Annotated in this window: 20 protein-coding genes; 6 read left to right on the forward strand and 14 right to left on the reverse strand. The window is 64.8% G+C overall.

All coding sequences use genetic code 11. From position 1 onward, the window contains the following. Positions 1-29: 29 nt before the first annotated feature. The 8 genes from KI794_RS12890 to KI794_RS12925 are packed head-to-tail and all read right to left on the reverse strand — an operon-like array spanning position 30 to position 10,651. Positions 30-1,952 carry an SDR family NAD(P)-dependent oxidoreductase gene (locus KI794_RS12890; protein ID WP_255808328.1) on the reverse strand — a complete coding sequence of 641 codons (1,923 nt, stop codon included), beginning with the start codon at positions 1,950-1,952 and terminating at the stop codon, positions 30-32. After that, the gene (locus KI794_RS12895) at positions 1,949-3,439 is read right to left on the reverse strand and encodes an FGGY-family carbohydrate kinase (RefSeq protein WP_255808329.1); all 1,491 of its coding nucleotides are present in this window, start codon (positions 3,437-3,439) and stop codon (positions 1,949-1,951) included. Before KI794_RS12895 ends, KI794_RS12890 begins: the two co-directional genes overlap by 4 nt. A gap of 8 nt (positions 3,440-3,447) precedes the next feature. Then, positions 3,448-5,085 (reverse strand): glycerol-3-phosphate dehydrogenase/oxidase, encoded by a 1,638-nt coding sequence (locus tag KI794_RS12900; protein WP_255808330.1) that lies wholly within the window; start codon positions 5,083-5,085, stop codon positions 3,448-3,450. A gap of 54 nt (positions 5,086-5,139) precedes the next feature. After that, positions 5,140-6,012, reverse strand: a complete 873-nt coding sequence (gene lsrF, locus KI794_RS12905) for a 3-hydroxy-5-phosphonooxypentane-2,4-dione thiolase (RefSeq protein ID WP_119284890.1) — start codon at positions 6,010-6,012, stop codon at positions 5,140-5,142. Further along, a complete protein-coding gene (locus KI794_RS12910) occupies positions 6,005-7,066 on the reverse strand; it encodes an ABC transporter permease (protein WP_119284891.1) in 1,062 nt (353 codons plus the stop codon). Before KI794_RS12910 ends, lsrF begins: the two co-directional genes overlap by 8 nt. Beyond that, positions 7,063-8,034, reverse strand: a complete 972-nt coding sequence (locus KI794_RS12915; protein WP_255808331.1) for an ABC transporter permease — start codon at positions 8,032-8,034, stop codon at positions 7,063-7,065. The genes KI794_RS12910 and KI794_RS12915 overlap by 4 nt, the downstream gene beginning before the upstream one ends. Beyond that, positions 8,034-9,530, reverse strand: coding sequence for a sugar ABC transporter ATP-binding protein (locus KI794_RS12920; protein WP_119284893.1), 1,497 nt, complete (start codon positions 9,528-9,530; stop codon positions 8,034-8,036). The genes KI794_RS12915 and KI794_RS12920 overlap by 1 nt, the downstream gene beginning before the upstream one ends. A gap of 32 nt (positions 9,531-9,562) precedes the next feature. After that, positions 9,563-10,651 (reverse strand): substrate-binding domain-containing protein, encoded by a 1,089-nt coding sequence (locus tag KI794_RS12925; protein WP_255808334.1) that lies wholly within the window; start codon positions 10,649-10,651, stop codon positions 9,563-9,565. A gap of 205 nt (positions 10,652-10,856) precedes the next feature. Here KI794_RS12925 and KI794_RS12930 point away from each other — a divergent pair, with 205 nt between their 5' ends. The 4 genes from KI794_RS12930 to KI794_RS12945 all read left to right on the forward strand — a co-directional run bounded on the left by KI794_RS12930 (position 10,857) and on the right by KI794_RS12945 (position 15,937). Next, positions 10,857-11,606 carry a GntR family transcriptional regulator gene (locus KI794_RS12930; RefSeq protein ID WP_119284895.1) on the forward strand — a complete coding sequence of 250 codons (750 nt, stop codon included), beginning with the start codon at positions 10,857-10,859 and terminating at the stop codon, positions 11,604-11,606. Between the two features lie 50 nt (positions 11,607-11,656). Further along, positions 11,657-13,303 carry a DNA repair helicase XPB gene (locus KI794_RS12935; RefSeq protein WP_255808335.1) on the forward strand — a complete coding sequence of 549 codons (1,647 nt, stop codon included), beginning with the start codon at positions 11,657-11,659 and terminating at the stop codon, positions 13,301-13,303. 304 nt (positions 13,304-13,607) lie between these two features. Continuing rightward, positions 13,608-14,309 carry a response regulator transcription factor gene (locus KI794_RS12940; protein WP_119284897.1) on the forward strand — a complete coding sequence of 234 codons (702 nt, stop codon included), beginning with the start codon at positions 13,608-13,610 and terminating at the stop codon, positions 14,307-14,309. Further along, positions 14,309-15,937, forward strand: a complete 1,629-nt coding sequence (locus tag KI794_RS12945) for a sensor histidine kinase (protein WP_370647817.1) — start codon at positions 14,309-14,311, stop codon at positions 15,935-15,937. The genes KI794_RS12940 and KI794_RS12945 overlap by 1 nt, the downstream gene beginning before the upstream one ends. 251 nt (positions 15,938-16,188) lie before the next feature. Here KI794_RS12945 and KI794_RS12950 read toward each other — a convergent pair whose 3' ends face one another. The 3 genes from KI794_RS12950 to galU form a co-directional block, all read right to left on the reverse strand. Next, a complete protein-coding gene (locus KI794_RS12950) occupies positions 16,189-17,214 on the reverse strand; it encodes a hypothetical protein (protein WP_255808337.1) in 1,026 nt (341 codons plus the stop codon). 133 nt (positions 17,215-17,347) lie between these two features. Next, complete coding sequence (locus KI794_RS12955; protein WP_255808339.1) at positions 17,348-17,980, reverse strand: GNAT family N-acetyltransferase; 633 nt, start codon at positions 17,978-17,980, stop codon at positions 17,348-17,350. Between the two features lie 15 nt (positions 17,981-17,995). After that, positions 17,996-18,901 carry a UTP--glucose-1-phosphate uridylyltransferase GalU gene (galU, locus tag KI794_RS12960; protein ID WP_255808341.1) on the reverse strand — a complete coding sequence of 302 codons (906 nt, stop codon included), beginning with the start codon at positions 18,899-18,901 and terminating at the stop codon, positions 17,996-17,998. Positions 18,902-18,982: 81 nt separating this feature from the next. On the opposite strand from galU, the gene KI794_RS12965 reads away from it, so the two are divergent. Then, entirely contained in the window at positions 18,983-19,567 is a 585-nt protein-coding gene (locus KI794_RS12965; RefSeq protein ID WP_255808342.1) for a 5-formyltetrahydrofolate cyclo-ligase, read from the forward strand. Between the two features lie 11 nt (positions 19,568-19,578). Further along, positions 19,579-19,815 (forward strand): FmdB family zinc ribbon protein, encoded by a 237-nt coding sequence (locus KI794_RS12970; RefSeq protein WP_255808343.1) that lies wholly within the window; start codon positions 19,579-19,581, stop codon positions 19,813-19,815. A gap of 17 nt (positions 19,816-19,832) precedes the next feature. On the opposite strand, the gene KI794_RS12975 is transcribed toward KI794_RS12970, so the two are convergent. The 3 genes from KI794_RS12975 to KI794_RS12985 are packed head-to-tail and all read right to left on the reverse strand — an operon-like array spanning position 19,833 to position 22,946. Continuing rightward, positions 19,833-21,533 (reverse strand): sigma-70 family RNA polymerase sigma factor, encoded by a 1,701-nt coding sequence (locus KI794_RS12975; protein WP_255808344.1) that lies wholly within the window; start codon positions 21,531-21,533, stop codon positions 19,833-19,835. Positions 21,534-21,563: 30 nt separating this feature from the next. Beyond that, the gene (locus KI794_RS12980) at positions 21,564-22,562 is read right to left on the reverse strand and encodes an FKBP-type peptidyl-prolyl cis-trans isomerase (protein ID WP_255808345.1); all 999 of its coding nucleotides are present in this window, start codon (positions 22,560-22,562) and stop codon (positions 21,564-21,566) included. A gap of 6 nt (positions 22,563-22,568) precedes the next feature. After that, entirely contained in the window at positions 22,569-22,946 is a 378-nt protein-coding gene (locus KI794_RS12985; RefSeq protein ID WP_255808346.1) for a signal peptidase I, read from the reverse strand. Positions 22,947-22,985 lie beyond the last annotated feature (39 nt).

Here is a 22,985-nt window from a genome sequence, read left to right on the forward strand (position 1 = left end):
GCCTGCCTCACCCTTCTCTGGTCGCGCGTCTAGATGACCCTGTCGTTGCCACCGTCGACGCTCAGGTGCGCGCCTGTCGTAGCGGGGAACTGCTCGCAGAAGGCGACGACTGCCTCAGCTACCGTGACGCTTCGCACCTCCGTTCGGAGCAGGTTGCGGGTGCGGTATTCCTCCACGCTCAGTCCGTAGTTCGCCGCGCGAGCAGCGAGGAGCTCCGGCGTCCAGATCGCAGTGTCAAAGACGGCGTCTGGCTCAACCTGGTTGACCCGGATACCGTCGGCGGCCCATTCGAGCGCAGCGACCCTGGCGAGCTGTGCCGCAGCGGTCTTGCTCGCCGAGTAGGCAGCGACGCCCGGCCCAGGCGCTGCAACATTTTTTGTCGAGACGAGCACAACGCGTCCGCCGTTTGGCGCGAGCGAGAGCACCGGGTGCACTGCGCGGAACAGCCGCGCCACGGCCGTGACGTTGACGCGAAATGCGCGGTCCCACACCTCATCGTCGAGCTCCGCGAGCACCTGGCTCGGCGGGAAAATGCCTGCCGCGACCACGACAATGTCGACGCCACCGAACTCGCGGACCGCAGTCTCCATCGCTGCGTCGATAATCTCGGGCGCGCTCACATCCCCTGTCACACCGCGCCACGAGTCACTGTCGCTCAGCGTTGCGACCTCGGGGTTCAGATCAATCCCCACGACAGCTGCGCCCTGCGCCAAGAGTAGTTCGGCGATGGCCTTGCCAATGCCCGACGCCGCACCCGTGACGATCGCCACCTCGCCACCGAGGGGCTTCGTCTTCTTCCCTGAGAGCTTCGCCTGCTCAAGCGACCAGTACTCGATATCGAACGATTCTGCTTCCGAGATCGATCCGTACGTGCCGACAGCGTCGGCAGCGTCGATGACGTCGAGTGTGTGAAGCGCGACATCTCCCGCCACTTTCAGGTCCTTGGTCGTCGCGCCTGTCACAAGCAACCCGAGCTCCGGATCGAGCACGACGCGCGGGGCCGGGTGCAGCTCAGAGACGTCCGCAGTCGCGCGGGCGGCGTTTCGGGCGAAGTATTCGCGGTAGGTGGCCGCATAGGCCTCGACGTCACGGCCAACCATCGGCGTGCGCTTCGTGTGGATCACGTGCTCGGGTGTCGCAGTGCCGCGGCTCGTGAGCTCGGCTGCCTCGGGCCGGGCGGCGAACTCCGCCCCGCGCGCGGAGCGCGTCTGCCGAACAAGCATCGGAGCCCCAGCCGCGCGCGACACGTCTCTGCGGAGCGTCGCGAGCTCAACCGCAGTGCCAGACGCAGGCGTGAGCTCGCCCGGCTCGCCCCACGAGTCGACTCCAAGGTGGGCCTCCGCGAGCGCCACGAGCTCGCGGTGTCGCGCGAGCGCCGCGTCGGCGTCGTCGGCGAACGTGAAGAGGCCGTGGTTTCGCAACACCACGGCGTCAACCCCCGAGACATCGCTGTCGGCGACGAGCCGCGCGAGTGGGAAGCCTGGCATGACGTAGGGCAATACGAGCACTCGCTCGCCGAGCACGGCGACAAGATCGGCGTCTGAGAACCCACTGTTTGTGAGCGTGACAATTGCGTTGGCGTGGGAGTGCAGCACGGCTTTGCCTGGCAGATACGCGTGGAGCAGCGCCTCGATCGATGCCGTCGGTGCCGCGGCATCGAGCGACGCCTGGCGCAGCTCGTTCACCATTGTGACGTCGTCGAGCTCGGCGAGAGTGAGGAGCTCAGCGAGCCTGTCGCGCCGCAGCGGGGCAAAGCCAGGCGCCTCAATTGTGCCGAGGTCCCACCCGCTCCCCTTCACGAGCACAAGGTCGACAGGGGCGCCCGTGACGTCGACGCCGACGGTCTTGATCGACGTGTTGCCACCGCCGTGGAGCACGAGCGACGGGTCGCCACCGAGCTCTCGACTGACCCGGACGATGTCTTCGAGGTCACGCTGCAGATCGGTTGTCACTTGTATTCCTCCCAGACGGGTCCCATTGCGATGATGATGCGGTCGAACATCGCCGCCTGTGCGGCGTACTGCGTTTGCTCGGGCCCCGGCTCCACGACGAGGTCAGGATCGGGTTCGACCCGCCACGCAGCCATGTCGCAGCCGATGCCCGTCGCTGCGAGCGAGGCCACACCGCGGGCTCCGAGCTCTGTACCAAGCTGCCTACGCATGGGGTGCCCGACGACGTCTGAGAACATCTGCGCCCACTGCGGGTTCTTCGCGCCGCCGCCCGCGAGGGTCCACGGCGCCTCGCTGAGTTTGGCCTCGCTACTCGTCACCTTCTCGATCTGCACGCGGTGGTACTGCGTGATACCTTCGGCCACCGCCCTGGCAACGTGGGCGTACCCGTGGCTGCCCTTGATACCAAGAAGCGTGCCCGAAGCCCCCAGGTGCTCTGGGGCACCGTGGATGAACGGGAGGAAGATGAGCCCATCGGCGAGCGGTGGTACATCCCCCGCAGCTTCAAGTAGCTCCCGGGGAGAGACAGGGTGCTCGGCGCGGTCACCGAGCACGTTCGCCGCCCACTCGATGCTCGCCGCCGATGTGGGGGCGACCTCCATGGCGAGCATGAAGCGCGGATCCGGGAGGAGCGCATTGATCGTGACTCGCGGCGGCTCAGCGTCTGCTGGCACGACAACGCTGTTGATCGCCCAGGTGCCAACGATGACTGTGACGTCGCCGCTCTCTGTCGATCCTGCTCCGAGCGGGCTCGCCACGCAGTCCATGCAGCCCGCGACAACGGGCACGCCAACGGGCAGGCCCGTCAGCGCGGCGGCTTCAGCTGTCACCGCCCCGACTACCTCGTCAGACGGGTGCAGCTTGGGCAACAACCGCATGAGGTCTCGAGGCACTCCGAGCATGTCGAAGACCGCCGGCTCGTACTCGCGCGAGCGGAGGTTCACGAGCCCGCAGCCCGACGAGTCTGACAAGTCAGCGCTCGGCGCGCCCGTGAGGCAGACGGTAATCCAGTCTTTGCAGGTGAGCGCCCAGGCTGCCGCGTCGAGGGTCTCCGGCTCGTTGTCGTGCAGCCAGCGCAACAGCACACCGGGCTGCGCGGCCCACGGCATCGAGCCGCTGACGCGACGCACCGATTCAACAGTCTCTGGGTCCAGACTCGCAACGACCCGCTCCGCGCGGCTATCCGTCGAGGCGATCGCAGTGCGCACTGGCGCAAGCGCTTCGTCGACAAGGTACAGCCCGTTGCCGTGGCCAGTCGCACCAATTCCGCGCACGGTCCAGCCGTCGCGCACGAGCCCGTCGTGGAGCTCGCGCAGCACTCCCGCGACGACGTCCCAGAGCGCACGCATGTCGATCTCCTGGCGTTCGCGCGAGACTGCGACGCGGGGGTTCGGGGCCGAGACAGTCGCGATCTCGTAACCGGCCTCGTCAAACGCCGCAGCTTTCGCGCTCGTGAGCCCCACATCGATTCCGATGACACACGTCTTCATCGTCTTCCCTACCCCTGTTCTGTCTGCAGCGCGCGCGGCGCAAACCGCCGCACGGCCTGCCTGTAGCGCGCGAGTTCCTCAGCCGCGAGGTCGTGCGTCCAGCCAACGTGTTCGGTGAGCACTGCGGCGGCCCGTGGCGCCGCAGTGAGCCCGACATCGCTATTCAACGCGATAGTCGTGCGGCGAAGCAATACGTCCTCAAGCGTGACGGCGCCCTCCTCGCGCACGGCGTAGACGAGTTCAGCGGCAATCGCTCCAGTCTCGTCATCAACGACCTCAGTCAGCGCAGGATCGCCTGCGGCGAGCGCCGCGATCTCCCAGGCAAGCTCGCCGTAGACCGTTGCGAGTCGCTCCGCGGTGCGCGGCGGGAGGGAACTCGCGGCCACGAACCTGGAGCTGAACTCGTCGATGTCGACCGCGGGTGCGCCGGGGAACGGCAGCTTGTCGGTCTGTGAGCGACGGTGCGGCACACCGAGCGCCTTCTCGATCACCTTCAGCGCCTGCACGCCGAGCGCGCGGTGCGTCGTGTACTTGCCGCCGATGAGCGTGAAGAGCCCCTGCGACTCCCCAGTATGCGCGACAATCTCGCTATCGCGCGTCACCGACGACGGGTCGGTGAGGTCCGCGACGTACGGGAGCGGGCGAACACCGGAGTACGACCACAGCACATCGGCGCTCGTGAGCTGCGCGCCAGGCAGGATCGTGTTCACAGCCCGCAACAGGTACTCTGTCTCGTCGCCGTCAGCAATGATTTCGTCGATCGAGTCGTCGTACGGCAAATCTGTCGTGCCAAGCATGTACTTGCCGTTGTGCCACGGCAACACGAACATCGGTCGGTTGTCGTCGGGAGACTCGAAGAAGATGCACTTGTCGGGCGCGGTCGGGAAGGCATCGACGACGAGGTGGCTGCCCTTCGTCGGCCCGATCCTGCGCTCGTGTGCGCCGTCGAGGTCAAGCACTGAATCCACCCACGGGCCCGCGGCGTTGATCACCACTGGAGCGCGCAGCGACCGCTGCTCGCCAGTCTCGCGATCCCGATACACCACCCCGGCGACCCGACCGCCCTCGTGGATGAGCGACAGCACCGGCGTGTGAGTAAGGATCGTCGCGCCATTGCGCGCAGCGTCGATCGCGATCTCCACCGCGAACCGCTCGGTGACGGGCACATGTGCGTCTTGGAACAGCCCGCCCCACTTCACGCCGCCGGCCGCGATGCCCGGGAAGTCGCGCTTCAGGCCGCGCGAGAACACGATGCGGTTGAACGGCAGCTTCTTGCCGAGCGAGAGCACGTCGTGGAAGATGAGGCCGCACGAGAGCAGCCAGCCGGGCCGCGACCCCGTCTTCGTGAAGGGAATAAGCATCGGGTACGGGTGCACGAGGTGCGGCGCCGTGCGCAGCAGGATATTGCGTTCCCGGATCGATTCGAAGACAAGCGGAATCTCGAACCGCTCAAGGTACTTCAGGCCACCATGGATCAGTCGTGAGGAGATCGCCGAGGTGCGAGCGGCGATGTCGTCCTGATCAATCATCACGACGTTCAGGCCGCGCCGAGCCGCCTCGCGAGTAATCGCGAGACCGTTAATTCCAGCGCCGATGACGACGACATCAGCTGCGCTCGGTTCGGCGTAGGTACGGAGGGTAGGCAATGCAGGGGTCCCTTCAAACCGATGGGCGCCCGGTGGGCGCCCATCGAGGTGGTATCAGTTCGCGAGTGTCTGGTAGAGGTCGAATGCCTCTTCTGGGGTGAGCCCGTCATGGACGACGCCACGAACGGCCGAGAGCATGGCTGCCGGGTGCTCTGACTGGAACACGTTGCGCCCCATGTCAACGCCTGCAGCGCCCTCCTGCATCGCACGGTAGGCGACGCGGAGCGCCTCCGGCTCGGAGACCTTCTTGCCGCCAGCGATAACAATCGGAACGGGGCACGCACTCGTGATTGTTTCGAAGCCCTCTTCGACGTAGTAGGTCTTCACGAAGGCAGCGCCAAGCTCTGCGCTCATGCGGGTCGCTAGCCTGAAGTAGCGTGCGTCGCGAACCATGTCCTTGCCGACTGCGGTCACGGCGAGCACGGGGATCCCCGCTGCCTGGCCCTTGTCGACGAGCGTCGTCATGTTCTTGATTGACTTTGTCTCGTTCTCGGCGCCGACAAAGACTTGCACCGCGAGTGCGGCCGCGTCGAGGCGAACGGCGTCATCGATCGAAACGGCGATCTCCTCGTTCGATAGGTCGGTGAGCACGCTCGGGCCGCCAGAGGCGCGGAGCACGATGCCCTTGCCGTTGTCGGCGGGGATCGTCGTGCGCAGCGCACCCCGAGTGCACATGAGCGCGTCGGCCTGCGGCACGAGCGGAACGATCGAGCGGTCGAGCCGCTCGAGACCCGAGGTGGGGCCCTGGAAGTAGCCGTGATCGAAGGCAAGCATCACTGTGTTGCCGTCGCGGGGGTCAAAGATACGCGAGAGACGCGCCTTCATTCCCCAGTCCTGGCCAGCCTGGCCCTTGAGGTGGAAGCCCTCACGCGCGGCGGTGCCGCCGGTGAAGTCGGTACCTTCGCGGAGGTCGTCGAGGTCAGCCATTGGTGTTCTCCTTTTGTTGTGAAACGGAAGCTGTGGGCTCAGTCTCAGCGGCAGGCGCACGCGAGACTGATGCCTTGAATCGTGAGAGGGTCGAGCGGCCTGTCCCTGTCGCGAGCGACGCAACGATGACGACGAGCACGACGAGCACACCCTTGAGCACGTTCTGCGCGCCGACAGACCAACCGACGAGGTTCAAGAGGCCAGAGAGCAGCACGAAGAAGAGTGCTCCAGTCCAGGCGCCGATAGGTACCGGGCGACCGCCCGAGATGAGGGTGCCGCCGATCACCACGACCGCGATCGAGTCGAGCATGTACGAGGTGCCAAGTACCGTGCTCGGCGAGATGAAGGCCGCGAGCAGGGCGCCAACGAGGCCTGCGAAGCCTGCGCAGAGAATGTAGGCGGATGCGGTGACGAGCGTGACGGGGAGACCCGCGCGCTCAGCCGCCTTCGCGCTCTGGCCGACAGCGATCACCGAGTGCCCGAAGCGGGTGCGGCGCAGCACGAACCAGATGACGATCGTCACGGCGAGCACGAACACCGCGATCAGCGGGACGCCGAGGAGTTTCGCGGTGACGAGCTCGCGCAGTGACTGGGGAGCGCTACCGCGAGCCGATCCTGCAAGCAGCAGGGTCGCGCTCGTGACGATGAGGCTCGTGGCGAGCGTCGCGATGATGGGAGGAACGCGCAGGAGCAGGATCGCTGCGGTACTCACGAGGCCAGCTGCGAGGCCAGCGACGACGCCAGCAAGCACGCCCGCGAGCGCGCCAGCCGAGGATGCGACAAGCACTGACACGTACGACGACATCGAGATGATCGTGCCGACCGATACATCAATGTTGCCTGGTCCGAGGGTGATGACGAGCATCTGACCGAGCGCGACGAGTACGAGGAACGGTGCGAGGGACAGCGCTTGCGTGAGCGGGTCAAGGGGAGATCCAGGACGGACGGAGATGATGATTCCCCAGACGACGAGCACTCCGATAAGCGACCAGCCCCAGGCGGGCCAGACAAAACCCCGGTGCGGGGTGCGATCAGGATGTAGCTGCGTGTTCATCGCGCGATCCTCTCCGTGATGATTCGACCCGCGAGCACAGCGAGCACAATGATTCCCTGCGCTGCAGACTGCAGACTTGAAGGCAGGTTAATGAGGCTGAGGAGGACCGTGATGAGGCCAAGCGTGACGGCGCCGATCGTGACGCCGATGGGCAAGGCACGACCGCCAGAGAACGTTCCGCCGCCAAGAATCACCGCTGCAATCGTCATGAGCGTGAACTCACTTGCCGAGTTGATGTCGCCCGACCAAGTCTGGGAAGCGAGCAGCAGGCCCGCGAGCACAAGCATTCCGGCGGCAATCACGTAGGCGCTGACGCGCGTACCGATGAGCGAGATGCCTGCCTTCTCGAGCGTTGGCGCCTGCGAGCCCAGCGCGCGGATGCGCATGCCGACCTTCGCTCGACGCGAGATGAACCAGCCGAGCAGCGTGGCGAGCGCGATGAGCACGATCGGCGCCGGGAACGCTGTCGGCCGCCACTGCGAGATCGCGGAGAGCCAGGCAGGCGTCTCACCGCCGGGCGTCGGGCTAATCTGCAGGCCGATACCGAGCCAGACAAACGACATGCCGAGGGTGACAATGATCGAGGGCACCCCGTGCCGCTGCACGACGTAGGCGAGCACCGCGTACACCGCGAGGATGCCAGCGATGAGGAGCACTGCGATGCCCGGCGATCCCGCGAGCAGCCGCGCAGCGATCACAGTGACGAGCCCAACAAGGTAGCCGACACTCAGGTCGATGTCGCCGACGCTCATCATGATCATCTGGGCCTGCGCAGCAAGCACAAGCGGCACCGACGACATGAGCATGAGGGTGAGGCCCGGAACGCTGAGAATTCCAGGTTGCAAGAACGCGGTGATCGCAAAGATCACGGCGAGCGCGACGAACGAGAGCAGCGCTGGCGATCCGTTCTGGGCCCCGGCGCGCAAGCGCTCGCGGGCGCTCGGCGCAGACGAAATGGTTGTGCTCATCAGTTCTCCTCCGTCAGCCGGGGGTCTACTCCGAAGGAGTCGGCGATGATCCGATCCTCGGAAATCTCTTCGTTCGCGAGCTCACTCACGATTCGGCCCGAGCGGAACACGTAGACGCGGTCGCAGTGGGCCATCTCGCCGTTCTCAGTCGAATACCAGACGATCGATCGCCCGCGGGAAGCCTCAATACGCATGAGCGCGTAGAGCTCGTTCTTCGTTTTCACGTCGACGCCGCGGAAGGGGTCGTCGAGGAGCACGAGGGGCGCATCCGTCGCGAAGGCTCGCGCGACGAGCACCTTCTGCTGGTTTCCACCTGAGAGCGACGTGATCGGGGCCTTCGCACCGCCCTTCACGTTGAGTCGCTGCACCCACTCGGCAGCGAGCACGCGCTCACGTGCTGCGGAAATCACACCGCCGACGGAGAGCTGGCGGGCGGCTGAGACCGTGAGGTTCTCCGCGACAGACCAGAGCGGGAAGATTCCGCTTGTCTGGCGGTCGCCAGGCACGTATGCCCTGCGGCCTCGCACGTCCACGCCGCGCGATCCAGACCACAGGCGCTGCAGCAGCTGCTCCTGGCCGTGCCCCGCAAGGCCCGCAAGGCCGATGATCTCGCCGCTGCGCACGGCGAACGTTTCGTCGCCGGCGGCGATCTGGGCGACAGTCTCACCCACTGCGGCGACGGGAGAATCGTCGATCGCTTCGACGTTCTGCATCACCGCAGTGTCGGCGTGGACGCCGCCGCCCATGATTGAGAGAAGTTGGTCTTCGTCGGTCTCGGTCGCGGGCAAGATCTCGACAACTTTGCCGTCTTTCATCACCGCGATGCGGTCGGCGTTCGCGAGCACCTCCTGCATGCGGTGGGAGATGAGGACCATGCCGACGCCACGCTCCGCGAGCTCACCGAGCGCCGCGTACATCTGCCGCGTCGCATCCATGCTGAGCGACTCGGTTGGCTCGTCAAGGATCAGCATCGTGAGCTTCGGGGTGCACATCGCCCTGGCGATCTCAACCATCTGTCGTTGGGGCATCGAGAGCGAACTCGTGCGCCGCACAATGCTGATCCCGTGGCCGGGGAACACCCTGTCGAGCGTCTCAGTGACCTGGCGCTCTGCACGCTTCTTCCAGCTCCAGCCACTGGCGGAGTCACTTGACAACGCGATGTTCTCGGCGACCGTGAGGTCAGGGCACAGCGCGAGCTCCTGGTAGATCATCCGAACACCGGCCCGAGCGGCGGCGCGCTGATCCCACGCGCCGCCCTCGTGCCACTGCACCGTTCCGGTGTCGGTTGATTCGCGGCCGGCAAGCACGCGCATGAGCGTGCTCTTGCCTGCGCCGTTGTGGCCGACAAGCCCGAGGATCTCCCCCGCTGCGACAGTGATATCGATTCCCGCGAGTGCGAGCGTGTTCCCGTATCGCTTCGACACCGCCGTCGCTTGCAGCAGGTCGTGCCCGGGCTTCGCCCCCGCCACGCGGGTGCTCTCCGTCTGGGTCGTCATCGGGTTCTCCTTGTGAGCTTGTCGGCCGGGGGTTACTTCTGGGCCGGAGCCTGGACTGCTTCGCCTGCGAGGAGTGCCTTGATCGCGGCGTCAGTCGACTCCTCGTCCCACTGGTTCGCGGCGTACTCATCGGCGCCGAGGGTCTCTACCCAGTAGTCGAGGCTGTCCTTGGTGACCTGGACGAGCGGCAACACGACCTGCTCGGGCACCTCTTCGCCGCGCTCCTTCGCGAGTGCGACGTACATCGCGGCGATAACCTGGCCCGGATCGGTGAGGGCAGCGAATGAACCGTTGTCAATACCCTTGTCTTTCCAGAAGCTCAGCGACTTGCCGTCGGTGTCGAACACAACAACGGGAGCCTCGCGGTTGGCCGACTCGAAGGCCTGCACAACGCCCATTCCGCCGATACACCCTGGAACTGCAGCAATCTCAGGCATCGAGCCGAGGATCGCGACGATCTCCTTCTGCGCGGTCGCCGCATCGCAGAAGCCGTTGACCTCAGCCGCGACCTTCACGTCGGGATGCTCGGCGAGGATCTCCTGCTGACGCGCGTTGAACTCTTCCTCCGGCTGCGAGCCGATCACGCCGCGGTTGACGATCACGTTGCCCTTGCCGCCGATGGCCTCGAGCGCGGGCTCGAGGGAGTCGGCGCCCCACTGACCGTAGTCGTTGCGCACGACAGTGCCGCAGCTCGTGTCCATATCGGCGTCGAGGATGACGACGTTGATGCCAGCGGTGCAGGCCTCTTCAACGACGGGCACGAGGGCTGTCGAGGAAGCAGGGATCACCATGAGTACGTCAGGGTTCTGCAGCATGAGGCTGCGGATTTGCGAGGCCTGCTCTGTTGCGCTGTTCTCGCCGGGCGCATTCACCACTGAGTAGTCGGAGACGATTCCCTCGCCCTTGAGCTTCTCGGCCTCCTGTTCAAACTTGTCGATGAGGGTGAGCCTCCACCCGTTGACGAACCCGTTCGACAGCGCGACCTTCAGGCCCTTCGGGTCGCCGCCAGCCTGGCTCTCGTCCGCAGGCTGTGCCGCGCCGGAGCAGCCGGCGAGCAGCAGCGCTGCCGCACTCGCGGCAGCGATTCCGCCGATCAGGCGGCGGTTGATCTTGAACTTCATTGTTGTCTCCTGGTCGCTCCGTTGCGCGGCTCGGATTTCATCTCCGTGCCACAAGATCTTCATCATCCTGTAATAACCAACTAGTAATGACGAGTTGGTCGTGACTAGATTAAAGTGAAGTCATACCGCTGTCAATTCCGAAGCGTGCACCACCCGCAAACCGTTATGCTCGGGCGAGACCATCGCTCAGTCAGGAAGGCAAGCAATGCAGAGTCCAGTCGCACCAGGGTCACTCGACCGCTTCGCGGACGCGCCCCTGTGGCAGCAGCTCTCAAGCGCTCTCAGGGAGGAAATTGACGCAGGGCGCCTCCTCCCCGACCAAGCGCTGCCCTCGGAATCAGAGCTCATCAATCGCTACGGCGTGTCTCGCACCGTCGTGAGAGAGGCACTCGCGGACCTCGTGCGTGCCGGCCTCATCTACAAAGTTCGGGCCCGGGGTTCGTTCGTCTCACCACGCCGCCCAGAACTGAAGTTTGTGGGGTCGATGATGGGATCCTCAGCCGACCTCGAAGCGACCGGACGCATCATCACCACCAAGGTCATTCACTTCGAGACCGATATCGCCGACGCGAAGCTCGCGGAAGAGCTCCAGATCGGCGTCGGCGATCCTGTCATTCGGCTCCGCCGACTCCGCTTCGTCGACACCGCCCCCTGGCTCCTCGTTGACACCGTGCTGCCCGAGCAGCGGTTTCCCAACCTCGCTCGCGCAAACCTCGAGAACCAGTCGCTCTACGATCACCTTCGCAGGCACTACGGCGTGCACCCAAGCGGCGCCGACAGGTGGATAAGTGCAGTTAACCCCTCAGGTGAGGATGCCAAGCTGCTGCAGCTGCGCCCCGAGGACCCCATCCTCGCGATCGATTCCATCGCCTGGGACGCGCAGGGAGTTCCCTTTGAGCGCTATCACGCCCTGCACCGAAGCGACGGCAATAGGTTCTACCTGGGCATTCGGTAGCGCCGTCACACACGCCCAATGCGCAGCGAACCGGGGTAGAATGGCCAGTTATGACTCTCGGCCCCCTCATCGTTCAGAGCGACCACACCGTGCTGCTCGAGGTAGCACACCCCGACGCTGAAGACGCGCGGCACGAACTCGCCGTCTTCGCGGAACTTGAGCGCGCCCCCGAGCACATCCACACGTACAGGGTGACACGTCTCGGGCTGTGGAATGCTCGTGCGGCAGGGCACACCGCCGAGGAGATTCTCGACACACTCAACCGTCACGCGAAGTTCCCCGTGCCGAGCGGTGTCGCATCGGAGATCGCCGACACGATGCGTCGCTACGGCAGACTCACAATCGAGCGCGACGCCGAGGGCCAGCTCATCCTCCGCTCCGACGACGCCGCAATCATGCGGGAAGTGTCGTCGGCGAAGAAAATCGCGCCCCTGCTTGGCAACAAGATCGACGACCTCACCGCCCCCGTCGAAGCCTGGGCCCGCGGTGAGCTCAAGCAGCAGCTCGTCGCCCGGGGCTGGCCGGCAGAAGACCTCGCGGGATACAGGCCAGGCGAGCCCTACGACATTTCGCTCGAGGAGGGCGACTGGGAGCTCCGCGACTACCAGGCGAAGGCAGTTGAGGCATTCCAGCGTGGCGGCTCTGGCGTTGTCGTGCTCCCCTGTGGCGCAGGCAAGACCTTGGTTGGCGCCGCATCGATGGCAGCTGTCGGCGCGAAAACACTGATCCTTGTCACCAACGCGGTGTCCGCGCGTCAGTGGCGCGACGAGCTGCTCAAGCGCACAAACCTCACCGAGGACGAGATCGGCGAGTACTCAGGCCAGGTCAAAGAGGTAAAGCCCGTTACGATCGCGACCTACCAGATCCTCACGAGCAAGCGAAAGGGCGAGTACGCGCACCTCTCGCTTCTCGATGCCCAGGATTGGGGGGTCATTGTCTACGACGAGGTGCATTTGCTCCCCGCACCCGTGTTCAAGCTGACAGCAGAGTTGCAGGCTCGCCGCCGTCTCGGCCTCACCGCGACGCTCGTGCGCGAGGACGGCCGCGAGGGCGACGTCTTCAGCCTCATCGGCCCCAAGCGCTACGACGCTGCGTGGAAAGACATCGAGGCGCAGGGCTTCATCGCGCCCGCCGAATGCTTCGAGATTCGCATCGATCTCCCCGAGAGCGAGCGGCTCGAGTACGCGATCGCTGAAGATCAGGATCGCTACCGCATCGCCTCCTCCACCGCCCAGAAGGAGCGCGTCGCCCGCGAGATCATCGACAGGCACGAGGGCGAGAGCATCCTCGTCATCGGGCAGTACATCGACCAGCTCGAGTCGATGGCTGAAGCGCTCGACGCTCCGCTCATCACCGGGCAAACCCCAGTGAATGAACGTGAGGACCTCTTTAACGCGTTCCGTTCGGGCGAGGAGAAGATTCTTGTCGTGTCAAAGGTCGCGAACTTCTCGGTCGATCTCCCCGACGCGTCGGTCGCGATCCAGATTTCCGGTTCGTTCGGCTCGCGTCAGGAGGAGGCGCAGCGCCTCGGTCGCTTGCTTCGGCCGAAGCAGACTGACGTCAAGGCGTCGTTCTACACACTCATCGCCCGCGATACTGTCGACCAGGACTTTGCGCAGAACCGACAGCGCTTTCTCGCTGAACAGGGGTATGCGTACACGATCCTCGACGCCGAGGACCTGGCGGCGGTGCGCTAGCCGGGACGGGTTCGGCCGTCTCGCCTGACCCCCATCGCCCGGCCCCGCCCAGCCCAGCTCCGGCTCACCCAGCCCGCTCCGGCTCGCCCAGCCCGGCCCCGCCCAGCCCGGCTCAGCCCCGCCCAGTGTCGCCGGACCCCACCTTCCCTTCCGAAGTGCCCCCTAGCTACTGCCGGCAAGGGCCTCTCCTGCAGCATTGGTCCTCTCTGGCCGGCCGGGAGGAGGCCGCACGAGGTGAGGCGAACCGACGACACGGTGCGCGAGCTTCCAGCCAGTTCATAGCAAATCATCAGAGACTGAGATCATGAACATTGAACGAAAAGGCCCCAGGATCCTCATCGTCGATGATGAGCCCAACATTCGCGAGCTTCTCAGCACCAGCCTCCGCTTCGCCGGCTTCGGCGTGCGGTCGGTAGGCAACGGCGCGCAGACAATCTCAGCAGTCCTCGAGGAAGAGCCAGATCTCATCATCCTCGATGTGATGCTCCCTGACATGAACGGCTTCAGCGTAACCAAGCGGCTGCGCTCGGCAGGGTACACGGCGCCGATCATTTTCCTCACGGCGAAAGACGACACTGAGGACAAGGTCGAGGGTCTGAACGTTGGTGGCGACGACTACGTCACCAAGCCCTTCAGCCTCGATGAGATCATCGCCCGGATCAATGCCGTGCTTCGCCGCACGATCCAAGAGGACGAGGAGACGATGCTCGAGGTCGGGCCCATTAGCCTCGATCAAGACACACACGAAGTCACAGTCTCTGGCACATCTGTTGAGCTCTCACCGACCGAGTTCAAGCTGCTGCGCTACCTCATGCAAAACGCAAACCGCGTACTGTCGAAGGCGCAGATCCTTGACCACGTCTGGGAGTACGACTTCAACGGCGACGCAGGCATCGTTGAGTCCTACATCTCGTACCTCCGTCGCAAGCTCGACCCGCTGACCGACGAGTCCCTCATCCAGACGAAGCGTGGTTTCGGATACATGCTGAAGGCTGACACGATCTAGTGACACAGCTGCGCGACTTCGGGAACCATTGGGCGGACGTCTCACTCCGGACGAAAATCACCATCGTCACGGTGTTCATCCTCTTCCTTGGACTCATCGTCGCGGGGGTGGGCACCTTCTCGGTGCTCCGCCCCATTCTCATCAACCAGCAGAGCGCCGAGCTTGCCCAAATCAGGAACGACCCCTCGGTGGTGCTTGCGCCCGGGGCAGACACCCAGCAGCTCACGCAAGACGACGTCACTGCGGCAAACGGGCGCTACTACGTTGCCGTCCTCGACCCGAACGGCGAGGTACGCTTCGACAACTCGCGGGACCGCCGACCCGGGTCACTCCCCGACGTCGAGCGACTAGGCTTCTCACTCAAGGTCGCTGCCGCACACGAGGCGTCCTCGGCAACGCCTGAGGACATTCTGAGCGCCGACGGTACAAGGTGGCGCGCGGTCGTGACGATGCTGTACGTCGAAGACGCATCCGGCCAGAAGCACGCCTCCGGCGCCCTTCTCATCGCCGACTCGACGACAATCATCAACCAGCTCGTTGCGCAGTACGTGATCGTGTTCACTGGGTTTGGTATCGCGGTGATCCTGCTCGGCGCCGCGCTCACGCGCATCCTCATCACGACGACGCTGCTCCCGCTCGCAGAAGTCGAGCAGACAGCCCTCGAGATCTCGCGCGGCGACTTCTCGAAGCGGATCCTTGTCGCGAGCCCGCACACGGAAGTCGGCCACCTTGGTGATTCTCTCAACGTCATGCTCGACAGGCTCGACGGCTCCCTTGAGGACCGTGAGCGAACTATCGAGCGCATGCGCCGATTCGTTGGGGACGCAAGCCACGAGCTGCGCACGCCGCTCGTGTCCGTCCGCGGCTACGCCGAGCTGTACCGCATGGGGGCTCTGCAGACGCCCGAGCAGGTGAGCCAGGCAATGGAGCGGATCGAGAAAGAAGCGATCCGGATGACGTCTCTCGTTGAAGACCTCCTCGCGCTCGCTCGACTCGACGAACGCCGGCCGCTCGAGCTCGCTCCCCTGCCCCTCAATCAGCTTGCCAAAGACGCGGCCCTCGACGCGCGCGCAGGGGCGCCCGACCGCGAGATCAGCGTCGTCGAAGATCCACACAATCCGCAGGCACTTGGCGACGAGAACAAGATTCGCCAGCTCATCACGAACCTCATCGGCAACGCAAAACAGCACACGCCGGAAGGCAGCCCGATCGAGATTATCGTGAGCGCGCTCCCCGCCCCGGAGCAACCGGTTGAAGTTGCCCCCGTGGATCAGTCACCGTCGAAGCGAAACGGTGGGTCCTCGCCCGCGACAGGTAGCACCGGCGTGATCAAGGCAGTGCAGCCGCAGGCGATGACGCGCTTCGAAATCGTTGACCACGGCGAGGGTATCCCCGAGCAGGTTCGCGAGAAGATCTTCGGAAGATTCTGGCGCGCTGACAGCTCGCGAAACCGCGAGACTGGCGGCTCGGGCCTCGGCCTCGCGATCGTGAAGTCGATCGTCGAGGCGCACAAGGGAACTGTGTCGGTGCACGACACCCCAGGCGGCGGCGCGACATTCAGGGTCGACCTGCCTGCGGCAACTCCCGCAGATTCACCCGCCGTCCAGAAGACTGACGCGGAGGCCTAGTCGCGGGTGGACCCCGACTGCGCGCGTCACGCCTGGGCCGCCTTCAGCGTGCGTGCCACGCCGGGGCCCGCGCCAGCCGACTGGCCCCAAGTGCCACAGCACATATATCTGGGATCTGCAGAAGACCTGACCAGGGGTAGCTCCTCGGGCATTTTGCCCGCTGATCTCATGGCCTAGCGTCGAAGACTACAGGCGCCGACGCACGGGGCTCCAGGACCCCGAGGCACCAGCCCACTGCCCGAGGTAGGTAGTTAGCCCGCATTGCGACGGCGGCGCAGCACCTGATCAAGGTCAGGCATGCCATCCGCCGTGTCGCCGACCACGCCGAGCTGGCTCAGCCTGGAGTTAGCGGCCGAACGGCTCTGCGCCTGTCCGCCGGTGCTTACGCCAGGCGCCGTAGCAGCCGCCCGATCCTTCGCCGCAGGCGTTGCTTGGTTCCCTGTGGCAGGCTGCTCAGAGCCCGCCTCAATGCGCCGCTGCCTGGCGACCTGCTCCCGCACCTCGCGGAGCAGGATCGAATCCGGCTGGTTCTCTCGGGGTGCGTACGCCCGCGCTTCGCGAGCCCGAGCGAGTGTCCGTGCCCGCTCGATCCGGTCCGCAGCCGCGCGCTGAGCGGCGGCGTGAGCAGCCGCCGAGTCACGGGTTTCGCCCGTCGCCGACACCTTTTCGAAGACGGGTTCGTCGACGGTCTTCGCGACTGCCTCCTGCTCCGCAGCGATCGGTGCAAGCTTCGCGCGCCCCGGAGCGAGTAGGACGAGCGTGCCGAGTCCGACGGTAAAAGCAAGCAGCGACCACAGCAGCACGGCGGGCCCAATCCCGGCGATGAGCATACCGAGGCCGACGAGCGAACCAACGAGGCCGAGTAGGCCGGCCAGCGCGGCGATTGAACGCACTCGACGCACAATCGGCTTCCGAAGCTTCGCCGCCCGGTTCATCGCTACCTGCTTTCTTTGCATCTGCTGTGCTCGAATCTCCGCGCGGACTTGTTCTGCCCTCGCATTTGCTAGTTCGGCTTCCCGCTCGGCTTCCTGCCGCTTCTGAGCGGTTTTGAGGAGCCGCTCGTGCGCGAGCGCTTCACGCGCAGTGGCTTCAACTCGCACCTCATGCGGCACCTCTGCCGTCTCGGCAAGTACACGGAGTGTGCGCTGGAGCCGCAGCGCGTTCCGCTCGGCAGCGTTGAACTCACGGCGCCGAAACCATGCTGGAACGAGAACGACGGCCCAGAGGAGCGCGATGATGAGAAACATCACCCCGCCGCCAAGCCCGCCTGTACCCATGGGGCAACTGTAGCTAGCGCTTCTGCGGCCCGCACTCTCGGCGCGCCGCAAACAGCAGGGTTCCCAGCGTCAACCGTGCCCTCACTGAGCGAAAGTAGCCCACTACCCGGGGGGTCAGCCGGCTGGCTCGCGTTCAGATCCCGTTCGTCCGCCCTGACGCTGATGCGTCGAGCCGCGAAAGCATTGACCCGTGAACCTCTTCACGGGTGACAGCGAAGCTGTCATGATCCCGCCAGGCGCCGTCAATGTGGATGTAGCGCAGTCGGCGCCCCTCGTATCGAAATCCGAGCTTCTCGGGTATGCGCAGCGACGCCGCGTTCTCCGGCCGAATACACATCTCGACCCTGTGCAATCCGACTGTCGCGAAGAGGTAGTCGACGGCGAGTGCCACCGCTGTCGGCGTGATGTTTCGCCCTGCGTGGCCGCCGTCAATCCAGTATCCAATGCTTGCCGACCACAGAGCGCCCCGTGAAATGTCGGAGGCCGATAGCTGGCCGACCACCGCCCCATCGTAGGTGATCACGAAGGGCACGCCTCGCCCGTCCCGGTGCTGCTCGAGCATCCGCTTAATTGAGGGCTTCAGTGAGACCGTGCCGGGCACAGGCCCCACCCCGCCAGGGTGCGTCGCTTCCCAGGGGGTCAACCAGTTTCTGTTGTCTCGGAGCAAGGCTTCAAGCACGCGGGCATCGCGGCGGCGGATCAGCCTGATGCCGACCCGCCCCGCGTTCAAAGAGCTCGGCAGCTCTCCCCCGTCAGCGCCAAACATGTCCGCAAGAGTCGGCTATTCGCCGCGCAGCTTGTCAGCGAAGCCGATCACCCAGTCGCGGATCTCGTCACCGAGTTCGGCGTGGTCGACTCCGAGGAGCACATTCGCCTTGATCCAGTCAGCTCGGTCTCCGGTGTCATAGCGACGTCCCTTGAAGATCACACCGTACACGGGTGCATCGCCGTCACCAGCGGCGAGCACATTGAGCGCGTCCGTGAGCTGGTACTCGCCGCCACGGCCGGGCTCGAGGTCGTCGATGATGTCGAAGATCTCTGGGCGCAGCACATACCGGCCGATGATGGCGAGGTTCGACGGCGCTTCCTCACGGCTGGGCTTCTCGACGAGCTCCGTGATGCGCACAACGTCGGCGTCTTCGGTCGCCTCGACCTGGGCGCAGCCGTAGAGGTGGATGGACTCCATCGGAACTTCCATGAGAGCGACGACAGTCGCCTGCCGGGTGTTGTGCACGTCGACCATGCGGTCAAGGAGCGGGTCACGAGCGTCAATCAGGTCGTCGCCGAGCAGCACAGCGAACGACTCGTTGCCTACGTGCATGCGCGCCCGTCCGACTGCGTGGCCGAGACCCAATGGCTGCCCCTGTCGCAGGAAGTGGACCTCGGCAAGCTCGCTCGCCTCGTGGACCTTGCCAAGCTTGTTGTCGTCGCCCTTGTTCTGCAGCGTGTACTCGAGCTCGGGAACTCCATCGAAGTGGTTCACGAGGTTGTCTTTGTTGCGCCCGGTGATGATAAGGACATCGTTCAGGCCTGCGCTCGCTGCCTCTTCGACGACGTATTGAATCGCCGGCTTATCAACGATCGGCAGCATTTCCTTCGGCATTGCTTTGGTCGCGGGGAGGAAGCGGGTGCCAAGGCCAGCCGCCGGGATCACCGCTTTCACGACGCTCGCTCGGTTTTCAGTCATGAGGGTAAGCCTATCCCGCGGCCTCAAATATCGGCGTATCCGTGGGACGTGCGGTCCAGCCTTCGAAGCTAGGCTGGCTGTGTGGATGAGAAGCAACAGCTACGCAATGTAGTTCGAGCAGCCCGACTCACGCGTGCCCATTCACAGGCAGACTCTGGTTCGGCCGCAGACGCAGCGCTCACCGAGAATCTTGCTGCGGTCGCAACAGAGTTCGGCGCGACCCGAATCGCGTGCTTCATCGGGGTGCGAGGTGAGCCTGACACCGCTGCGTTTCTTGCGTGGGCGCTCGCGGCGAACATCGAAGTACTCCTTCCACGTTCCCGCGCCGACGGCGCGCTCGAGTGGGCAACGTATGTGCCAGACGGGCTCGCACCGGGCGCGTTCGGGATCCTTGAGCCCCAGGGTCCACCTGTTCCAGACGGCGCTGCGACCGCGGGTGTGCTGTTTGTGCCTGCTGCCGCGGTCGACGAAACCGGCGGCAGACTCGGCTGGGGCCGCGGCTTTTACGATAGGGAGCTCGCACGGATTAGGGCGGCCCGCACCCGCCCGCCTTCCGCGTTTGCTGTTGTGTGGGAGTCCGAAGTTCTCCCGGCTGTGCCGCGGGAGCTTCACGACGTCCCAGTCGATGGGGCGGTCACCGAGGCAACTGTGCACTACTTCGGGTAGGCTCGGAGATTGTGCCTACTTATGCTTACCGCTGCGCCGATTGCGGGCACAGCTTTGACATCTACCAGAGCTTCTCAGACTCCACGCTGACCGAGTGCCCAGAGTGCGGCGGCGACCTTCGCAAGGTGTTCGGGTCGCTCGGCGTCACATTCAATGGTTCGGGGTTTTACCGGACCGATTCACGGAGCTCTACGAACGGCGCCTCCGGGGCGAGCAACTCCTCGGGCTCGGCTTCGTCCTCTTCGTAGGTTCGGCGCGCTGTCAGTCACCAGGCCCAAACTTGGCCTTCAGGGCCCACTTTCGTTCCATCGCAGTATGCGAATCCGATGAGGCCGTTCGCGTAGTCCACGGCAGCGATCTTTGCGATGGCTGTCCCATCAGCGCCGAGCATGATGCTGCCCCTGGTTCTCCCATCAGACAGCAGGCATACACGCTGACCGGACACACCAGCAACATGAAGCTCGGCACGCGGTCCCTCTGAGCCGGACTCTTGTGAGACAACCGTCACCTGTGGCAGCGTCAGATCGAAGTTCAACACGGCGCTCGAGCGCTCAATCGCGTCAACGTATTGCACGGCGCGAGCAGAGTGCATGCCGAGGCCGAGGCCGAGGCTTGCGAGATCCACCGCCCAGCGGCCATCGCCACCGACGGCAACTCGAAGATCGCCCCCAGAAACGAGCACATGCAGCTCGGCCCCAGGCTCACCTGTGCCCACGAGCAGCGGGGGCAGCGTCCGCGCAAAATCGCCGCCAAAGCCAATTGTGGGCGAGGCGATTTGGCGTTCGGGTTCTTGAGCTTGCCCGTCCCCCGTTGGGCTCACCACGGTCGGACCAGTAACGCCTGGCTGCGGTGCGTCTGAGGTCGCGGAGTTCTCCGCGCTCGCAGAAGGCGTCACCGGCGCTGCTGCAGGTTGCCCAGCTGGCTGACTGTGTGTAGACGTGTCACCCTCCTCCGCTGTCGGGGGTTGAGGGGGGCCAGTTGGCGCATCTGGTGCAGGCGACGAAGGGGCCAACAGAGCCACGGCGCCCATGATGAGAGCGACAACGGCCGTACCCGCGATCGTTGCGACACGGACGTATCCCCAATGAACGAGAGTTCGTGACCATTCGCTCAGCTCCGCCAACCGCCCCTGGACGGCCGCCATCGGGCCGCTCACCAGCACTGAGCTCTGGCGCGCGACCCAGGCTGCGCCGCCAACAAGTGGCAGTAGTGCGACAGCGCTGGCAAGGAAAGCGTCCTCTCGGCGAAGCTGGCTTTCTTTCGCACGACAGCTATCGCAGTCCGCGAGGTGGGCCTGCAGCTTCGTTCGTCTGGTCTGTGGCAACCCGCGGCGCACGTACCGTGGAAGGTCTTTGATATATGTGTAGTGCTCGTCGTCGGGGCTGTGCACGAAGCGCTCATTGAGCCATGCCACACGCAGGGCCTCCTTCGCCCGTCGCAGGAGTTGGCTCGTTGAGTTCGGGCTGAGCGACAGATCCTTCGCGACCTGCGCTCGAGGCAGCAGCTCGACCTCCGACTTCCAAATCACTTTCTTCCACCGCGGCGGGAGGGCGTCGAATGCGACCTGGACGTCGCGGACGAGTTCTTCGCGTTCGATGGCTTCCGTGTCGTCTTCGACTGGCTCGAGTTCGAGCTCATGTTCGATCCCAGTGAGCACTCGCCCGGTTCGGCGATAGGTCCGATGCGAGAGATTTCGAACCGTCGCGAGAAGGTAGCCGCGAATAGCCTCGGCCGGGCCCTCCCCGCTACGAATCTTGTCCCACAGCACGGTAAAGGCCTCGGATACGACATCCTCTGCGTCAGAAGTTGTCAGTGAAGCAGCCACAGACATCGCAAGCGAACGATAGCGCTCCCAGAGCTGGCCAAACGCAATTGCATCCCCGTCGCGCGATCGGCGGAGCAATTCTGCATCACTCTGGGTCTCGAGGGACTCCACTGGTTCCTCGGTCTTATCTTGTTCCGTCATACCAACCCCCGGTCGCATATGCCTGTTGAACTACTCGCGGGCCGAGCTCTCGGGGTGCACCGCGCCAAGTATGTCGATGACAAAGATCATCGTGTCGTCTGCCTCAAACCCCATTTGTACGAGCGCATCGCTGCCGTATCCTGCGGATGCGGGCACGACAGCGACGATCTGCGAACCGACGGTTTGACCGACCACGGCATCCGAAAGGCCGGGGATCACACCCGTGGTCACGAACTCCTTGGGCTCGCCTCCCCACGTCGACTCGAACTCCGTCCCATCGCGCCAGATCACGCCAACTGAGTGCGCATATACGCGGTCTCCCACGGCGATCGTCTCGCCGTCGCCGATGATCAGAGGAGCCGCCTGAGCCTCGCCCGGTGCCTCCAAGTTCTCCGGCACCGACACCGTGAGCTTGCCATCGCCATCGCGGATGACTGAGGGCATCCCCTCAACCGCGGGTTGTGCCTCGCCTTCTGCGGCAGCAAGCAGGTCTTTCTTGTCGAGCAGACCCGGCAGGCCTGGAACTACTTCGCGCACGTCGACGACAATGACAAGTGAACTCTTCTCGGTCAGACCAGACACACCGGCCGCCGCGACTCTGCCCTCGCCGTAGACGTCGGGCGCGGGGACGACGGCGGCGATCCTGTCACCTTGGGCGCCGCACCTGAGCACTTGGCTGGCCCAATCGCTTGCGCCAGCCGAATTCGTGAGGCGAGCGGACTGGCTAGAGATCCGCTTGCCGTCTTCTCCGTTGAACACCGTCACTGTTGCCTGCACAGATTGATCAGGTTCCAGAGCTTTGCCGTCGCCCGCTTCGAGAGTTGACCGTTCAAGTTCAGCTGCTCGGACCGGGGTTGACGAGGCCAACTCAAGGTCCGTCGCCCCAATCTCGCCCGATACTCTGACCGACTTACTCGCACCACCAGCAGGCGCGCATGCAGCGCCTGAAGCATCTGTCGCAGGGGTGCAACCCGCCAGCGACAGGGTGAGAAGACCGGCAATTGAAATTCCGATAAGTGAACGGTTCACGGCGTGTTATTCCTTGATGATGGTGAAGAGGTAGCGCTGGACAGCGCCCACCGTATAGATAGAAGGATCGGGCGTCGCGTTTGCGTCGCCCTGCAGAGTAAGTTCGCGCTGATCAGGGGCAGCTCCGAGGGTGATGTGAATCACCCTGTGGGTGACCGTGCGGCTTCCCGCCGATCGCTGCACAGTCACGATGTCACCAACTGCGATGTCAGCTGCGGGAACCCGCTTGGTGACGATGAGCGCCCCCTCAGAAATCGTTGGGTCCATCGATCCACTCGTGATCCCGTACAGCTTGATGCCAGCGACCTGCGCCGACAGGAGGGCGATCAACACGACTCCAGCGGCGAGGAGGAACCCGGTCATGGCGCGGGAGCGCGCCCGCACCTCGGAAACATCCGAGGTGCGGGCGCTGGCAGAACCACT

The sequence above is a fragment of the Leucobacter aridicollis genome, from assembly GCF_024399335.1.
Classification (GTDB): Bacteria; Actinomycetota; Actinomycetes; order Actinomycetales; family Microbacteriaceae; genus Leucobacter; species Leucobacter aridicollis_A.

What these genes read in the sequence shown, in the direction of transcription:
- KI794_RS12920 (WP_119284893.1), bottom strand. Translation starts at nt 9,530, where the DNA reads ATGACGACCCAGACGGAGAGCACCCGCGTGGCGGGGGCGAAGCCCGGG.
- KI794_RS12955 (WP_255808339.1), bottom strand. Translation starts at nt 17,980, where the DNA reads ATGTTTGGCGCTGACGGGGGAGAGCTGCCGAGCTCTTTGAACGCGGGG.
- KI794_RS12935 (WP_255808335.1), top strand. Translation starts at nt 11,657, where the DNA reads ATGACTCTCGGCCCCCTCATCGTTCAGAGCGACCACACCGTGCTGCTC.
- lsrF (WP_119284890.1), bottom strand. Translation starts at nt 6,012, where the DNA reads ATGGCTGACCTCGACGACCTCCGCGAAGGTACCGACTTCACCGGCGGC.
- KI794_RS12925 (WP_255808334.1), bottom strand. Translation starts at nt 10,651, where the DNA reads ATGAAGTTCAAGATCAACCGCCGCCTGATCGGCGGAATCGCTGCCGCG.
- KI794_RS12910 (WP_119284891.1), bottom strand. Translation starts at nt 7,066, where the DNA reads ATGAACACGCAGCTACATCCTGATCGCACCCCGCACCGGGGTTTTGTC.
- KI794_RS12895 (WP_255808329.1), bottom strand. Translation starts at nt 3,439, where the DNA reads ATGAAGACGTGTGTCATCGGAATCGATGTGGGGCTCACGAGCGCGAAA.
- KI794_RS12930 (WP_119284895.1), top strand. Translation starts at nt 10,857, where the DNA reads ATGCAGAGTCCAGTCGCACCAGGGTCACTCGACCGCTTCGCGGACGCG.
- galU (WP_255808341.1), bottom strand. Translation starts at nt 18,901, where the DNA reads ATGACTGAAAACCGAGCGAGCGTCGTGAAAGCGGTGATCCCGGCGGCT.
- KI794_RS12975 (WP_255808344.1), bottom strand. Translation starts at nt 21,533, where the DNA reads ATGACGGAACAAGATAAGACCGAGGAACCAGTGGAGTCCCTCGAGACC.
- KI794_RS12940 (WP_119284897.1), top strand. Translation starts at nt 13,608, where the DNA reads ATGAACATTGAACGAAAAGGCCCCAGGATCCTCATCGTCGATGATGAG.
- KI794_RS12915 (WP_255808331.1), bottom strand. Translation starts at nt 8,034, where the DNA reads ATGAGCACAACCATTTCGTCTGCGCCGAGCGCCCGCGAGCGCTTGCGC.
- KI794_RS12950 (WP_255808337.1), bottom strand. Translation starts at nt 17,214, where the DNA reads ATGGGTACAGGCGGGCTTGGCGGCGGGGTGATGTTTCTCATCATCGCG.